We start from the raw sequence: 17,267 nt of genomic DNA, 5'->3' as shown, positions 1-17,267 counted from the left end.
ATTAGTGTACTAAAAATTTAGCTTCTTTTTTAAAATATCCCAAACCGTAACTAGCCGTTAAAAAGTCTCCTTTTTTGATTTTTATAATTTGATTTTGGTATATAATTTTATTTTTCTTTACTACAATTGTTGCAGATACATATTTAGAGAAAGGCCCTTCTGGTGTACAGTTTACTATAACCTCTTGTCCGGTAGAGGTTTTTAATTTTAAAGGAATATTTATTCTTGTATCTTCTTTAAAATTGATTGGTGCTTGTAATCGTAATTTAACTGTATTATTTTCTTCTTTAATAAATTGTATTTCCGTATTGTCATTAGCTAAATAGGCAAGACTAGTATTAAAAGCGGTGTTAAATTGTACCCATCCTTCTGTCCAGCCTATATTTCCCAATTCTGGATGATTGGGGTAGTGCTCGGCTTTTGGAGAACCATCGAAAACAAATGGTACAGGAGCTAGTAAACCTATGCCTCCTTCATGAGCATTATACCAACCTAAATCTACACCTTCTATTTCTTTAGGACCATCAAAAGAAAAATGCCTTCCAGTAGGATTTCTTCCAAAAGCGTTATCTATATGTGACCAAGCAAGTATATTTAATTTCTCTTTTAGTATGGAATCTTTAATAACACTTTTTGCAGCTAAAGCAGCAGCAGGGAATCCTAAAATATTACCTGTCTCGTTCCAACCAATAGGAGCCCATTCTTTATCGTTTGTATATTTTCTAAAGTCCCACATGTTGTTAGAGCGACTAAGCATTACTTCTGCCCATTGTGTTATTTTATTTTCAAGTCCTTTTGGAGCTTTGTCTGGGTATTGGTGGTAGAAATATGCAAAAGCACGCATAGTAATATGTTCCGACATGCGTTGCCCTTTTGTGGTTATAGGGTCTTTCCAATCTAAGTTGGCAATCATCCATTTCATCTGAGAAAAGGCTGCATCGAAGTACTTTTGCGCTTTTTTAGGTTCTTTAGTTTTAACAACTTCATACATCATTAGGTTAGGAATAATAGAGTGGGCAGGAGGTAGCTCACCTTTGTTGGTTCCCATTTTGGTTTTTAAAGCCAAAAGATTATGATTTTCACTTTTGTCATACTTGGTTGTTGAGGTTTCTCTTACCTTTTCTTTTTCCCAACCATTAATAAGATAATTGTAAACTACATCAAAATTCTGTTGAGGTAGCCATTCTTTTAAATACGGATAAGCATACAAGAAATGTGCTAATTCTGCTTTTTGATGTTCGTGCTCTAATGCTTGAGATATCTTAACATCTACATCCCAGTGGATTAGTTTTACAATGTCTGGAGCATCTTTTTTATATGGTTTTAAAGCTCCCCAAAATCCTTTGTATTCCTTTGGGTAAGAAGAATTGTCTACATATTTAATTCTCTTTTCTAAACTTTTATATGCCTCTGGGTTTGATAAATATTGTGCAATTAAACCTTGCAATGCCCAATTAAAAAAATCGCCATCTCTCCAAGCCCAAGATAGTTTGCTGATTTTTTTAGTAGTACCAACATAATGTCTTGCACCAGTCATAAAATCAATGGCATTTTGGTAAGATACACGCTCTAACCAATATGGACCAATTCTAAAAGGGTACGATTCAAAGTCATTAATGGTAATTATAAATTCATCTTTAGTTTCAGGATTAAAGTTTGTAAAATCACCAATGTTATTATTAACTGTCCCCTTAAAAACTACTTTTTGCGTAGTAAGGTTTTTAATAAAGAAAGCCACATTATTAGCAACTTTTGGAACTGTAAATCTTTTTGGCTGCCCTAAATTATATCCGCTTTGGTTTATTAAAATTTCCTTTAATTGCGTTAAATCGGCTTTATAGGCGATACCATATATTTCAAATTCTGTAACAACTACTTGGTCTGTAGAATGTATGGAAAAACGTATTTGGTCTGTAAGCATTGGCTTTTTTAGCGTAACACTTATTGACTCATTATTTTTGAAATCTTTTTTTTCAAATTCACGCCAACGCCCATTCATATAGGTTTGTAAGGCATAAGATTTTGGAGGAACGTTTGGGTTGTAATCTATCTGAATATCAATTTTAGTGACTTCGGTATTTCCGGGAAGTTCAACACTTACCCATTTTTCAATACTTTGAGAATCACTTACCCAGCCAGTTTCTAAATCACCATCGTTTACAAATTTTTCATTTGTTTTATCTATAGTGTTGTTAGATGTTGCAGTACCTGTAGTAGCAAGATTGTTCTGCCCATTTGTTGTAAAAATAGACCCGAATAAAAGAAGGCCTAAAATTACATTTAGGAAATTAAAACGTATTGTTTTTCTACAAGGCATAAACATGATTTTAATAGTGTTTTTTTACAAAAGGATGCTCTATTTTTTCATTGGGTTTTCTATTAACCCAAGGTTTCCATTTTTCATAACGGACTTTCCACTCTTCTAAAGTTCGCGTGGGGTATTTGGAAGAAGTTCCTCCCATTCTAAATTCTTTAGAAACACCTTTGTCTTTTATTTCTTTTCTCCAACTATATAGTTCTGCTAGCATAGTATCTTTTATACCTGCATAATTAATATCCATAGCAAGGTTGTTAACTTCATATGGGTCATTAATAATATCATACAATTCAAATTCTGGTTTTGTTGGAGCAAAGAATTTGGCTTGTATATCATTTAGTTTTCCTTCCATGTTAAGTATATTCATTTCAGCAAGCATAGGATACATATCTTCTTTATAACCACTATATTGTAGCCATGCCCTTTCTGGCATTAGGTTATGAATTAGCTTATACTTTTTAGATCTAATTGTTCGCATGGCATCATGTGTAGAACCCATACGACTACGAGCAGCAAAAATGTATGCTCTGTTATTAGCTTCTTCTTTAAATAAGTTTTTGCCTTGTAATTCTTGTGGTGGTGTAACCCCAGCAACTTCTAATATAGTTGCCGTAATATCTATAGTCTGTACTAAGTTTTCGTTTACCTGATTTGGTTTTACTTTGCCAGGCCATTTTATAATTAATGGGACTTGTAATCCTGGGTCATACAAAAATTGTTTTCCTCTTATATGACACCTTCCGTTATCACCTATTAAAAACACAAGGGTATTATCAGTTAGTTTTTCTTTATCTAAGCGGTCTAAAAGAACACCAATTTCTCTATCGCAAATTTGCATTTGCTCTAAACCATTGGCCCAATCTCTTCTCGCAAAAGGAGTATCTACGTAATATGGAGGAAGTTCTACATTCTTTGGGTCTATGGGGTTAATAGGGTCTCTTTCCCATTGCCTATGTGTTCCCTGAAGTGTAATTTGCGCAAAGAAAGGTTGGTCTTTTTCTTTATTTTTCCAATCCTTCCCCATAAACCCCATGTCTGCATCAAAGTTGCAATCAGTTTTGTTGGAAGCCATTAATGCGGTATAATAACCAGCTTCTTTAAGTAAAAGTGGCATAGGTTTAATACCGTATGGAAGTGGTTTTTTTTCTTCTTTTTTTAATCGGTGTTCTTCTCCTCCTATATAATCTTGATGAAAGCCTGTCATCATTGCAGATCTAGAAGCAGAACAAACTGGAGCAGTACAAAAGGCATTGGTATATTTTACACCTTGAGAAGTAAGTTTATCTGTAACTGGTGTTTCTATTCCCTTTGTGCCGTAACAACTTAAATCTGGACTCCAATCTTCTAACATTATCCAAATAATATTTGGGCGTTCAGAAGTTTCCTTTACTGCACTTTTCTGTGCTGTAGTACAATTTAATGTAAGGAGGATGGCAAGGCCTAGCAAGGCTTTTTTAAATATTTTCATTTTTAATTATTAAGGTTTGTTTCTTCTGAAATTCCATTAGCATTAATTACTGCTATACTTTTTGTGTTTCTTGGTAATAGCAATATGCCTGGATTTACATAAGACAGCTTTATTTTATTTCCGTTTTCAAGTGTTATTTGGTATCCGGTTGTTTTTTCATTACTTTCTAATCTAACTGCTAAATTGGTAGGACTTTTTATAATTCCTAATACTTTAGGTGGTTTAGGTACTAAACCACCATCTGGTATAACAGTAAATTCGCTAGACCAAGGACTTTTACCAGAAGCAAGAAGTCTTCTTACTTTTCCGTAATAAAGCTTGCCGTTTTTTACATTTCTAATGCGAATAGCTCCCATAACTGGAGCAGAAATTATTTTGTTATAGTTTCCGCTTTTTAATCCGTATTGTACCTCAATACCAGTATCTCCTTCTAAACTTGTAACACCAACCATAAAACTAGAATCTAAAGGCAGTACTTTACGTACTTCTGGGTTTTTAGCTTCAGGGTAGGTTGGGAGAGGAGTGCGTTTTCCGTCTGCAATTAAAAATTTGGTTTGGGCTACAGTATATCCATTATTAGAAATTAAGGAGATAGCTAAGGTTTTAGCATCTACACTCCATGTAATATTTTTACTAATAGCGGCATCTCCTGGGATTGTTTTTTTAAGAGAATAAATATTTCCTTCTAAAGTACTATTGTTTGCATCTCTAAGTTCATACACCCAAGTATAGTTGTTTAGTGTAAAAGAAGGAATTTCCGTAGCTTTTCTTGGTTGTATAGTTATAATAGCACTTTTAGCTTTTATATTGGCTGTTATATTATGTACAGGCCAATGCATTCTAGACATTTGGAAATAGAATTTCTTTGGGTTCCTCCAAACATCCACAATACCCCAATCTCTATTTTGACTAGCAGGATTACTTTTATGCCAATAACTTCGATAATCATTAAATGTCCAATGCGAACCACCAATTACATAGGACTCTTTTCCTAAGCGTTCCCAGAGTTTGGTGTAATCTTGTGTGTGATTTAATGATTCACTTCTTGTTTCTCCATATTCGCTATAAAAAATGGGTAAATTAGGAATGGATTTATGTTGTGCTAGTACTGCTTTTATTTTGGTGCTATCATCTCTATATTTATTCATAAAAATAATATCTACACTATTGGATTCTAATCCTTTAAAACCTCCTTGCGATGTTTTTTGGAAGCCTTGGTCGTGAATGTTTGCATAGAACCTAGAAGGGTCTAACTTTTTTACGAAAGGACGCATAGCCGTTACATACTTGCTAGCTTCTCCTCTTAGTTCATTTCCTGGAGACCAACCAACTATAGATGGATGGTTCCAGTCTCTTTCTATCATTTCTCTTATAGTAATTCCAGGAAAATTCTTTGGAGCATTTTTAGCATCATTTTCAGAATCCATAGGTGTTCTGTAGACCGTTTGCCACATAGGAATTTCAGCCCATAATAATAAACCACGTTCATCTGCATAGTCTAGTAACTCAGGAGCACTTGGAGCATGCATTAATCTAGAGAAATTAGCTCCAGAACGTTTCATCATATCAATATCTGAACGAATTAAATGTGTTGGTTCTGTATTACCATAGGCTCTATGGTCGTGCACGCGATTATAACCCATTAGCCTTACTTTTTCTCCATTTAAGAAAAAACCTTCTGGTTTTATATCTATTTTTCTAATTCCAAATCTATCTTTTACAACATCAAAAGTTTTTTTACCAATACTTAAAGTTGTTTTTAGATTGTATAATTGCGGGTCGTCAAAATGCCAGGGTTTTGTTTGTGTGGAGTTTAAAGTTATGGTTTGACTAAATTTAGTCGTTTCATTTGCTTTTATTATTCCATCAAAAATGAAACCTACTTCATTTAATTCTCGAATAACTCCATTTAGATTAATATGCTTATTGGTGTCCGATTTATTCTCAACAGTTACTATCAGTTTTATTTGAGATGTTCCTGTAACCAAATCTAAAACAGGTTCTATTTTTTGTCTTAGTATGCGAACCTCTTCTTTAGCAAAAAGTGATACATCTCTATTAATTCCGCCCCATTGAAACCATGCACCAACTACATGTTCATTATTTACTTTAACTTTTAATTCTCCTTTCTCTCCTGGTTTAGCGAAGGTTGTTATATCAAATTCAAATGGAGTATACCCACCAGTATGTTGCCCTAAATAAATCCCATTATACCAAACATCGGCAATATCATAAACGGCATCAAATTTTAGATAAATCTTTTTGTTGTTCCAATCTTTAGGAATAGATACTGTTTTTTTATACCAAGCATCTCCAACATAATCTGCATAGGCTGTAAAGGTGTTCCAGCTAGCAGGAACAGGAAGAACATCCCAAGTATTAGTTTTGTATGCGGTAGAATCTGCAAAAGACCAATTACCATTTAGTAATACGCGGTTTTTATCTGGTGCTTTTTGCCCAAAAACAGAAAGAGAGATAAAAACGAATATGTAAAAATATTTTCTTTTCATTTTTTCTATTTCTTTTTTCCTCCATAAGGGTAATACTTATTCTGTGTGCGATCCTCCCTGAAAATTGAATCAATTCTTGGAATTAGTTCTGGATAGTCTGAAACTAAATCTATGGTTTCAGAAATATCAGTATTCATGTCATATAGCTCTATTGGAGAATTAACACCATAACGCACACCTTTTAAATTACCTATACGAACGGCTTGTCTAAATCCTTTTTCACTAGTCTCCCAGTTTAGGTATTCTCTATTAATTTTTGTGCTGTTATTTAATAATACAGGAAGAATGGAGATTCCGTTAGATTGTGTTGGAGTCTTAATACCTGCAACTTCTGCAAGTGTGGGCATAAAATCTTGAAAGCCAGCAACTAAATTGCTAGAAACACCACTTTTAATCTTTCCTTTCCAATATGCAAGCATAGGTACTCTAATACCACCTTCGTAAAAATCTCTTTTGAACCCTTTTAGAGCGCCATTACTATTAAAATATTCATGGTCATGACCTTCGCCTTCATGATGAGGGCCATTGTCGCTTGTAAAGACTACTAGAGTATTTTCTAGCTCGCCCATAGCATCTAATTTTTTAAGTAAACGCCCCACTTGTTTGTCTAATAAATTAATCTTGGCGGCATGCAGGCGCTCAGCAGCAGGCCAATCTTTATTCATGTATAAGGTTTTGTTGCCTATAACTTTCTCGTGTCCATGCGGAGCGCGGTAGGACATGAATAAAAACAGTGGTTTTTCTTTGGTGTACTGATTGTCTAGATAGTCTAATGCTAAATGAGTTCTATAATCGTCATGACTATCCCATTTTGTATAATCAAAATTTATGGAGTCTTGTATTCCATTAATGTATTCCATAGGACCATCATAATTACTTTTATCATATTTAGAACTCCATTGCTCTTGTACTGCATATTGAAACCCTCTTCCATGTGCCCAAGAACTAATATCGTCTGGAAGCCCTAAATGCCATTTTCCTATAAATGCGGTTTGGTAGCCGTTATCTGCTAACATTTCTGCAAGCGTAGTATCTTGTTTTTTTAGAGGTACTCGCCTAGAAGTACCATCTGGGTAATATCCTTTATTGGCTCTAATAGTGTTTGTGGAAGATTTTTTACCAGTCATTAATACTGCTCTTGATGCAGCACATACGGCACTACCTGCATAGAAATTTGTAAACCGCATTCCTTCTCCTGCAAGACTGTCTAAAACAGGTGTTTCTAATATTTTTTGACCATAGGAACCTAGTTCTCCATAACCTAAATCGTCTGCAAGTAAGAAAAGTATGTTTGGTTTTTTTATGGTTTCATTGATTTTTGTTTCTTTTGAATTAAGTGTTTTTTTAGACTTTTCTTCACAGGATTGCAGGGAAATTAAGATTAAAGATAATATGTAGATGTATGATTTTTTCATAATCTAGTTTCTTTTAAATTGAATTGCAGCTCCACCTTTAGAAGCTAATGTAATAGTGATTTTGGAGTTCTTGTTTACAGACTTTACTTCCTTTTTAAAAGGAATAGCAGTATTCCATTGTCTTAAATTTGCTTCTTTATTAAAGCCTTCTAGATTTATTCTTTCGGTTTCCATATCATCCGTAAAAATGGATGCTGTGTATTCCCCATCCCCTAAAAAAGTACAGTCAATTATTAATTTCTCTTGGTTTCGGGCGTGTAATACACCAACATACCAATCTTCCTTGTTTCTTCTTGCAATAGCAGCTAGTTCTCCAATTTCACTTTCTGGTAAAACAAAAGTTTCATCCCAAACGGAAGGCACTTCTTTAATAAAATCTAGCGCTGGTTGAACTGATTTGTTTGTTAATAAAAACTGCGTGTTTTCGGCAATACAATTAAACGGGGAATAAAAAGTAACTAAAGTTCCTAATTGGTGAGCCCATGTAGTTTCTCCAGGCTCTGTAAAACCTATTGGGGTATAATCCGCATGGCCAGTTACGTATCTAGTAAATGGTAAAGCTGCGTTGTGTGTTGCAGGTAATGGGCCTTCTTTCATATGATTTACTTCTAAACCACGAATCCCTTCACGAGTTACTTCGTTAGGGTACGTTCTATATTCCCCCGAACTTTGTTGACAGCCATGAAAATTAACCATTAGTTGACGTTTTGCAGCGTTCTTTAAAAGAGCTTCGTCAAAAGCAATTAAAGATTTATTCTGGCCATTCATAAAATCTACTTTTACACCAACGGCTCCAGTTTGTTTTACACTATCTAAAAAATGACGCATAACAGCATATTCATCTTCTGGAAAGTTTATCTCTTTGGAGTGTTTCCATAGAAAAATACTAACGTCTTTGGTTGCTGCATAATCGCATAATTCTTTTACTTGTTTCCATTTGTTATCCCATCTTTCCCATCCTTCGTCTACCATAGAATAATCAAAATTAAGAGCTTCGGCATCATCCACCATTTCTATTTCTTCTTTGTAATTCACATATTTTCCAGACCACCAGTGCCAAACCGATTTTCCTGGTTTTATCCAACCCGTGTTCGTAAATATGTTTGGGTCTGGAGCAGGGTTTAAAGCTGCAACCATAGTATTGTTTGCCAATGTGTTTAAATCATCAGCTATTAGAATACACCGCCAAGCAGATGTTATATTATTTTCTACCGCAAAACCAGTTTCTTCTTCGGTAAAGTTTGCCTTAAAACTGTTATTTCCAGTGGCTTTTAATCGCAGACCACTATAATTAAAAAGGGCAGATTCCGCTATAAGTGCATATCCACTATTAGGTAATTCGCAAGTTAAAGTAAGTCCTTGTATGGGTCCCATTTTAGAAACCGTTGGCATAGCAGAGATATCCGCAGATAACCATTCGCCGGCGTGTGATTTTAGTTTCCAATCGCTATCTCTTTCAAAGTACCATATTTTGGTTTTGCTAGGTAGTTTAAAGGAAGTTAATTCTGCGTTTACAGTTTGTTTGCCTTCTCCAGGAACTAGGTATCTGTATGCAACGCCTTCGGAAGACACGTTAAACTCTAAATGCCATGTGAAACCATCTTTTTCTTGAAGTGTAAATTTTGTTTGATCAGCATTATATGTTCCTTTACTTTTTATTCCTAATAAAGGGAAAGAAGTAGAAACTGTTGTTTTTTCTTCCCTTACGATTTTGGAGTTAGCTCCTAGAGGTTTATTGTTTACTACAATACCCAGTAATGAGGTGTCTAGAACAATATTATTCTCTTTTGAAATGGTATACGCAAGTTGATTGTTATCTAATGTAAAAACTTTTACTTTAATAGCATTGTTAGTTATTGTTTTAGCTGTTTCTTGTTTAGCGCAAGAACTAATTACAATACAAAGCAAGAAAAGATTTATTATACGGGTTACCATACGTTTTGTATTTGATTTATTGAGTCTTTATCCATAATAATTAGCTAATTAATATTTCAAAAATAGATGCAGGTACTTCTTTAGAAGGATGCGCCGCTTCAATAGTAAAACCTTTAGAAGAACACCCTGCTGGTAAAGTAATAGTATTTATAGTTTGGTGATTATCCTTTACCTCTGCAATAACAACACCATCTAAATCTTTAATTATATAGTTCTGAATACAAAATGGGATAATAGATTCTGGGTGGCCGTACAGTGTAGATTCCATAGGATGGTCATAATCTGTATCCAAGAATAATTTTATTTCTGAGAATGTTTTTTCTTCATCCCATTCTACTCTTAAAGTTGGATTAACATCTTTTAAATCTGCAGTCCACGAATTGGCTCCTCCCCAAGGTCTTACAAAACCGTTACCAATATTTTCTGTTTTAAAAGAAGAGATAGCTGGTGAAATGTCCATAGCTATATTTTTTCCTTCTGGTCTACGATGAGGTATCCAAAATTCAAAAGTATCTACCCCAATTCCATCAGGAGGAGTTTGCTTACCATTGTTAGATACCGCCTTGTTAACCCCATTAAAAACCGATAAAATTCCAGAATACCTTTCATCACTAATTGGCAAACTTACTTTTTCATTAACCAAAAAGGTTACAAAACCATATTGGTCATTTGGCATTGTAGCATCAAAAGAAATGGTTATTAATTGTTCTCCTTTGGAAAGGTTAATTTCTTGGGTTTCTAAAATTATTTCAGGAGTATAATTGTTTATCTTATCTGAAGTTCTTAATTGGGCAATTAAAGAGGTTTTTTCTTCCGCTTTAATGTTTATTTTAAAAGTATATTTTTCTTTTTTTATTAAAGGTAATAACTGCGCAGAAGCTGTAGTTAAGGGCATCCATTTTCCATTAAACGGTATTTCTGATATTTCTAATTCTGAAGATGCAGTTACTGTTGCTTCGGTAACTAAATTACTTGTTTTATGAATAGGAATATTAGGTATACTTTGCCCTATTTTGTTTAATTCATTTTGTAAGTATGTAATTTTGTCTCCTTCTAAAATTTGAGCAGGCACTAAATTTTTTTCATTACAAATTGCGGCTGCCATACCAACTGCTTGTCCGCAAAGTCCTGTAGTTGCCATTACTCTAGTAGAACCAAAAGCTACATGGGTAGCACTTATTATTCTGCCAGCTAAAAGTAAGTTGTCTATGTCTTTGCTTACAAAAGAACGATATGGTATTTGGTAAATTCCTTTAGAATGCCATTGTGTACAGCCAGAAAGTTCACTATAAATACCGTCCGCAGGATGTAAATCTACTGCCCAACCACCATGCGCAATAGCATCATAAAATTCTTGTTGGTGCATTACGTCTTGTTGTTTCATCATATATAGACCTTCAAAACGTCTACTCTCTCTTTTGCCAGGGATTGTACCAACCCATTCTAAAGTGTGGTTATCTACATCTTCAAACTCGCCAGAGTTTTTAATATAATCCCAAACGCCATAGATTACTTTCCATAATTCGTGTTTTATTTCTTCGGTATCATGTATAGTATCTCCTCTTCCTCCATACTCAAACCACCAAAATCTACAGCCTTTATCATCTTTTCCAATAGCTTTATATCTAGGAATTTCTTTTATATCTTTTAATGCAAATGCAGGAGGTGTATATTTTACAGGAGTATTTTCTCTTTTACTATAGAAATACATAGAATGTCCTAAAAGCTCACCGTAAGCTTTGTCAGGAGCAAAAAGTTCTCCAAATTCTTCTTTAGTTTCTGCACCCATTCTAAAAGATGCGCCTGCTTTAAAAGCAACAATACCATCTCCAGAAGCATCACAAAATAAGGGAGCGCTAACTTTATAAGTTGTTGAGTTTTGAGAACAGAAAGCTACAACAGACTCAATTTTTTTGTCATTACTTTTAGTAATGTCATAAACACTAGTGTTTAAAAGAAGCGTAATGTTTTTTTCTAACATTACCTTTTCAAGAAGAATGGTATCAAAAATAACTGCATTTCCTTCTTTATTTCGGTACATGTTTTCTACTAGTATCTCATCCATCACACCGCCTTCACGAGCCCATCTATTGTTATTTCCCATATGAGATGTAGCACCTAAAATCCATAGGCGCACTTCCGAAGAAGCATTACCACCTAATACTGGACGGTCTTGAATGAGTACTGTTTTGGTTCCTTTTCTTGCAGCGGTTATTGCTGCACATACGCCTGCAGTACCGCCTCCAATGATAACAAAATCACTATTTAGGGTTAATTCCTTATTATCACGTACTTTTTCTTGAAAATTCTGTATTAACATTTAATAATGTGTTATGTGTATTTTATTTGTTTATAATGATTTATATTCTTGATTTCCGTATGATAAATGCTCCAAGTAAAAGAACAGTAAACCCCATACCCCCAACTAAGAATACTCCATTTTCTGCAATAAAAGAGAGTAGTAATATTAGCAAGCCAGTTGCTGCAACTCCAATACCAATTACTTTAGTTCCTCTTTTATTGTCTTTATCATCATCATTTACTTCCTCTTCTTTACTATTGGTGATTTTTAATTGTCTTAATTTTTCATAATTGTAGTAGGCAGATGTATCACTTTTTGAAGTAATAAGTATAACCTCAATTAAGCCCATTAATAAAATAGGTAAACCCATACCAACTGCCATTTCCGTAGAACGACTCAGTGTTACATTAATAATTTCTGGAGCAAAAAATTTAAAGAAAAAGTTTACTATTAGGGATAGTATAGTTACAAATAATATAGTTTTCCCTGTTTGATGTTTTGAAAATAATGACCAAAGGGGAGGTAAAAACATAGCACCACCTGTTAGAGCACCTAAGCTTAATACTACCTCTACAATCCCGCCCATATAAGGAACTAATAAAGCCACAATTATAGTTAGTATTCCAAGAACTACAGTTGCAATTTTAGCAACTCTCATTAACTTACTATTACTTGTTTTAGGAAACAAACTTTTATAAATATCATTCGTTAGTACTCCTGCCGATATGTTTAAAGTAGTATTTACAGAACTAGATGTTGCAAATATCATTCCTCCTAACATTAACCCAAGCATACCAATTGGTAATACTTCTTTGCACATTAATAAGTATGCTCCTTCATCTGCTAGCTCTGCCAATTCAGGATTCAATACACGATAAATCATAGGAGGTAACATCCATATTAATGGGCTAATTAGGTATAGTCCACCAAATAACCAACCAACTTTTTTTGCGTCTTTAGGTGTTGCAACACTCGTATAGCGTTGTACATATGCCCAATTACCCGCGATAAAAAATAGATTGTAGAAACAAAAAGCTACTAAAAATAAACCCGAATATTCTGAATTGGTAAATTCAAAAAACTGCTCAGGGGCATTTGTAATAAAGTTGTCTATACCACCAACTTTATCAAGGGAAAGAGGTAGTACTATTAAAACAGCAGCTGTTAATACAATAAATTGTAACACATCGGTTACTATTACAGCCCATAAGCCACCTACGGCGGTGTAAATTAAAATTAGAATTCCCAATATTATAATACTGGTTGAAATTGGAACACCTGTAGAAACTTCTACAATTTTAGCAACAGGGTATAAAAAAGCTCCTGTGGTAAATAATGAGATAATTAAAAATAGATAGGTATATGTTTTTTGGGTAGATTTTCCAAAACGGTCTGTGATATATTCAGCAGCAGTTAATGCTTTTGTTTTTTGCCATTTAGGCGCTAAAAAAAAGCCTATAATGACTCCGGCTATACACATTGTCCATTGCACCGATACTGCAACCCATCCGCTAGAATAAGCAATGGATCCCCAAACAACAAAAGTTCCTGCGGAAAAGAAACTCATGAATAAAGATAGACCACTCATCCACCAAGGAAGAGCACCACCAGCAGCAAAAAATGATTTCATGTTTTTGCCAGATTTAGAGAAACTCATTCCGCAAACAAAAACTAGTAAAGTAAAAATTACTATTACTCCAATGTCTATATTATTCATAATTTTATAAGTGTAATTAATACAATTAAAAGCTATTTTTCTTTTTTTTATACTAAAACGAAAAATATATTACCGAAAACCTTTCCGAATAGCCTTGTTATTTTCGGAAGCGTTTCCGAATTTTCGATAAAAGAACCAAAAATCACCGTTTAAAGGTTTGTTATAAATTATGCATTCAATCATTTATTTTAATTAATTGTAGGGAATCATTATTCTTTACAATCAATATTCCCTTTTTGTTATTAGCTAAAGAAATAATTTGCGCATTAACAACTTCTCCAGAAATATATAAGCCGCTTTCATATGCCTCTTTTGCTTTAAATAGATTATTTTCTTCTTGTTTTAAATAAATACCATAACCAGCATCTTGTCTTGGGGTTTCTACTTCAAAACCATAAGTGTTTCCAAAGAAAAGAAGGTCTGTAGTGCTGTGCGCATCATTGCCTAAAAGACATATTTTTTTTGTAGACGTACGCTGCGTTGCAAAAGGCGTTTTCTCAACTTTAAAGGTGCCATCCCCATTATTTTTTATATAACTAGTAGCAAAAGTATTTGCCTTATATGTTAGTGCTTCTTTCATTTTTTTAGTTGAATATACTTCTTCTAGTTTAGCGGAGGCAAAAGTGTGGTAATTAGGGAATTTCTTTTTTATAAAAGGCATTTGTTGAGAACTACACTCTCTTCCTCTCAATGGAAATTTCTCTCCATTTTGATGATAACTTAGGACTATGTCTAAGGAACCAGAATCATCAAAATCATTGGTATATATTTCAAATGGTGCTGCTTCGGATGCTTTGTATTTAGAATTTAACCCCAAGTTACCAGCAACAAAATCTATGTGTCCATCCTTGTCAATATCAAGAGGTTTTATGGTATTCCACCAACCAGAACTTTTATCTAAGCCTGCTTTTTTAGTGTAATTAATAAATTCTCCGTTTACTTGTTTAAATATGGTTATTGGCATCCATTCTCCTACAATTACCAATTCTTTTGCTTCATCAGTATCTATATTAACCCAATTAGCATCGGTTACCATTCCAATTTTATGAAGTTCTTTATTGGTAATTACTTTAAATTTTATAGTATCTTTTTTGGATACATTTTTTAAAAGGAAACTACTGCCGGGAAAAGGGTATTTGTTTGGAGTTTGTCTTCCGCCAATGAAAAGGTCTATTTTTCCATCTTTATCAAAATCATAGGGCTTTACTACAGAACCGCTAGAAGGGGAGATGTTATCAAATGGTTTTTGTGTTTTATAAAACATACCATTGCGGTTAACATAAATGCGATCATTGTAATATTTGGATCCTGATTTATGTTCATTACCTCCACTAACCACGTACAAATCTAAATCACCATCATTATCGGCATCGAAAAAAGAAGCATCAACATCTTCGAATTCTTTGTCATTATGAAAAATATTGGTCTTAACTTTTTTAAATTGACCTTCTTTATTCTGTATATATAATACTCCTGAAAAGCCTAGAGCTCCTCCAACAAAAAAATCATCTAAACCGTCATTATTAATATCGCCTATAGAAAGCGCAATACTTTCTTCGGACATTTTATGGGGTAACAGGCTTTCGCGTTTAAAATCGTTGAAAATGTTTTGGGGTGTATAATGTTTAGGACTTATTTGGTTAGTTATGTCTTTAAATATGGAAGCTATATTAGGAGTGGTTTCTGCAATATCTGTCGCATTCGTATAATTTAATTCTATTGTTTGGTTATTTTTAATATTTAGTAATAGCTGCGATTTGCCGTTAGGCCAATCCACTTTAAGAGTATCAATAGTAGTTTCTTTTCCTACCCCAAAGTGTAATGAATAATCTTTAGAAGACTGGAAACCTCTAGAAGCATATTGCTCTAAAACTTGAGTTCCTTTTTTTGTAACAACGCTTACTCTTGCGCCAATACCATTTTTGTTTTTAAAATGTCCTTTTAATTTAATTTTTAGATAATTTCCAAGTCCAAGTTCTCTGCTGTTATTTTTGTAAATAAAAGCCTTGTCATTCATGTTATTAGTAACCAAATCTAAATCTCCGTCATTGTCTAAATCGGCATAAGATGCCCCATTGGTTGCAGTTAATTTTTCTACAGTCCAGTCGTTATTCTTTTTTATAAATTGGGCGTCTCCTAGATTTTCGTAAAAATAATTGTCTTTTTTACGTGGAGGCATGTTTTTAATTATGTCTGCATTATGTTGTTCTGTAAAAAAAGGAAGTAAATTTTTAGCTATATTTTTTGTCTTTTCTTGAAATTCTACTTCTTTACGCTCTCTGTAATGAATGTAATCTACATTTCTAAAGTCCCTTTTTATACCATTAGATACAAATAAGTCTTTGTCTCCATCATTATCCATATCAAAAAAGAGAGGGCCCCAACTCCAATCTGTACTTGCAACACCAGCCATTGCAGCAACATCTGAAAAAACTGGAATTTTGTGGTTTGCAGAAATACCATTGTTTATTTGAAGTGTATTGTACATGTATTGATGGTGATACCCTTGTTCTACAAAAGAGTTAAATCTTTCTGGGTTCATACCACTCATGCTTGCTTTTATTCCGTAATTATCTTCGGAAACCATATCCAGAGATATAAAATCTAACCAACCATCATTATTAAAATCGGCGATATCATTACCCATGGAGAAGTTAGAAATGTGTCCTGTTGCAGTATTGATAATTTCTTTAAATGTGCCATTTTTTTGATTGAGGTACATTCGGTCTTTAGAAGCAAAATCCTGACTCACGATTACATCTGGCCAAGTGTCATTATTTAAATCTCCAATACCAATACCTAAGCCATACCCTATACCATCATTTAATAAGCCAGCTTCTTTGGAGACATCTGTAAAAATGTTATTATTGTTCTGATATAATCTATCGCTAGTAAGGTTGGATTTTATTTTTTTATAATATTCAAAATCATAATGTACATTAGAATCTACATTATGATTAATTAAAAGCATATCTAAGTCTCCATCTTTATCATAATCAAAAAAAGATGCTTGTGTAGAATAGTGTTCTAAATCTAATTTGTATTTATGAGCTTCTTCTATAAAAGTGGGAATACCATTTTGGTTATTACCTTGATTTATATAAAGTTCATTTTTTCTTTTTTCAGGGTCTTGATATAATCCAGATTTACAGATGTATATATCTAGAAGACCATCGTTATTAATATCAATAACAGTACTTCCAGTTTTAAAACCTTCTTTACTAGTTGTTTTAGAAATATGACTAACATCTTCAAATTGTAAATCTCCTTTGTTTAGATATAATTTATTATCCTCTTGGTTAGATACAAAATAGATGTCAGGTAAAGAATCTCCATTAAAATCTCCAACAGAAACGCCTGCGCCGTTATACATATAATCATAGTTTAAGGCGCTCATAAAAGCGTTCTCTTTTGGGTTATTAGAGAAGTTTATTTTAGAAATGGAGTCTGGAATTATTTCAAATAATAATTGATTTTCATTTTTGTTTGTAGCTGTGCGCGTTTCTTTATCAGATATAGAACAGGAGAATAATTGAAGCCCAAGAAGAAGGCTTAAGTAATACTTTATGTTATTTTGTATTCTCATTCTATTAACTTTAAAAG

At 33.6% G+C, this 17,267-nt stretch carries 8 protein-coding genes; all 8 read right to left on the bottom strand.

Translation table 11 applies throughout. From position 1 onward, the window contains the following. Nucleotide 1: 1 nt before the first annotated feature. The 8 genes from Q0820_RS01900 to Q0820_RS01865 all read right to left on the bottom strand — a co-directional run bounded on the left by Q0820_RS01900 (nucleotide 2) and on the right by Q0820_RS01865 (nucleotide 17,250). Nucleotides 2-2,317 (bottom strand): discoidin domain-containing protein, encoded by a 2,316-nt coding sequence (locus Q0820_RS01900; RefSeq protein ID WP_298484576.1) that lies wholly within the window; start codon nucleotides 2,315-2,317, stop codon nucleotides 2-4. Between the two features lie 10 nt (nucleotides 2,318-2,327). After that, complete coding sequence (locus tag Q0820_RS01895; RefSeq protein ID WP_298484574.1) at nucleotides 2,328-3,785, bottom strand: sulfatase; 1,458 nt, start codon at nucleotides 3,783-3,785, stop codon at nucleotides 2,328-2,330. Nucleotides 3,786-3,787: 2 nt separating this feature from the next. After that, entirely contained in the window at nucleotides 3,788-6,295 is a 2,508-nt protein-coding gene (locus Q0820_RS01890; protein WP_298484572.1) for a glycoside hydrolase family 2 TIM barrel-domain containing protein, read from the bottom strand. A gap of 5 nt (nucleotides 6,296-6,300) precedes the next feature. Beyond that, on the bottom strand, nucleotides 6,301-7,710 hold the full coding sequence (locus Q0820_RS01885) for a sulfatase-like hydrolase/transferase (RefSeq protein ID WP_298484570.1): 1,410 nt from the start codon (nucleotides 7,708-7,710) through the stop codon (nucleotides 6,301-6,303). Nucleotides 7,711-7,713: 3 nt separating this feature from the next. Beyond that, a complete protein-coding gene (locus tag Q0820_RS01880; RefSeq protein WP_298484568.1) occupies nucleotides 7,714-9,645 on the bottom strand; it encodes a glycoside hydrolase family 97 protein in 1,932 nt (643 codons plus the stop codon). A 40-nt stretch (nucleotides 9,646-9,685) separates the two neighbouring features. Next, nucleotides 9,686-11,965, bottom strand: coding sequence for an FAD-dependent oxidoreductase (locus Q0820_RS01875; RefSeq protein WP_298484566.1), 2,280 nt, complete (start codon nucleotides 11,963-11,965; stop codon nucleotides 9,686-9,688). 40 nt (nucleotides 11,966-12,005) lie between these two features. After that, the gene (locus tag Q0820_RS01870; protein WP_298484564.1) at nucleotides 12,006-13,664 is read right to left on the bottom strand and encodes a sodium:solute symporter family protein; all 1,659 of its coding nucleotides are present in this window, start codon (nucleotides 13,662-13,664) and stop codon (nucleotides 12,006-12,008) included. A gap of 175 nt (nucleotides 13,665-13,839) precedes the next feature. After that, complete coding sequence (locus Q0820_RS01865; protein ID WP_298484562.1) at nucleotides 13,840-17,250, bottom strand: VCBS repeat-containing protein; 3,411 nt, start codon at nucleotides 17,248-17,250, stop codon at nucleotides 13,840-13,842. Between the last annotated feature and the right edge of the window lie 17 nt (nucleotides 17,251-17,267).

Source organism: uncultured Maribacter sp., assembly GCF_947495965.1.
In the GTDB taxonomy this organism is placed as follows: Bacteria; Bacteroidota; Bacteroidia; order Flavobacteriales; family Flavobacteriaceae; genus Maribacter_B.
Note: the sequence above shows the minus strand (reverse complement) of the source record. Positions and strands in the feature narration are given on the sequence as shown.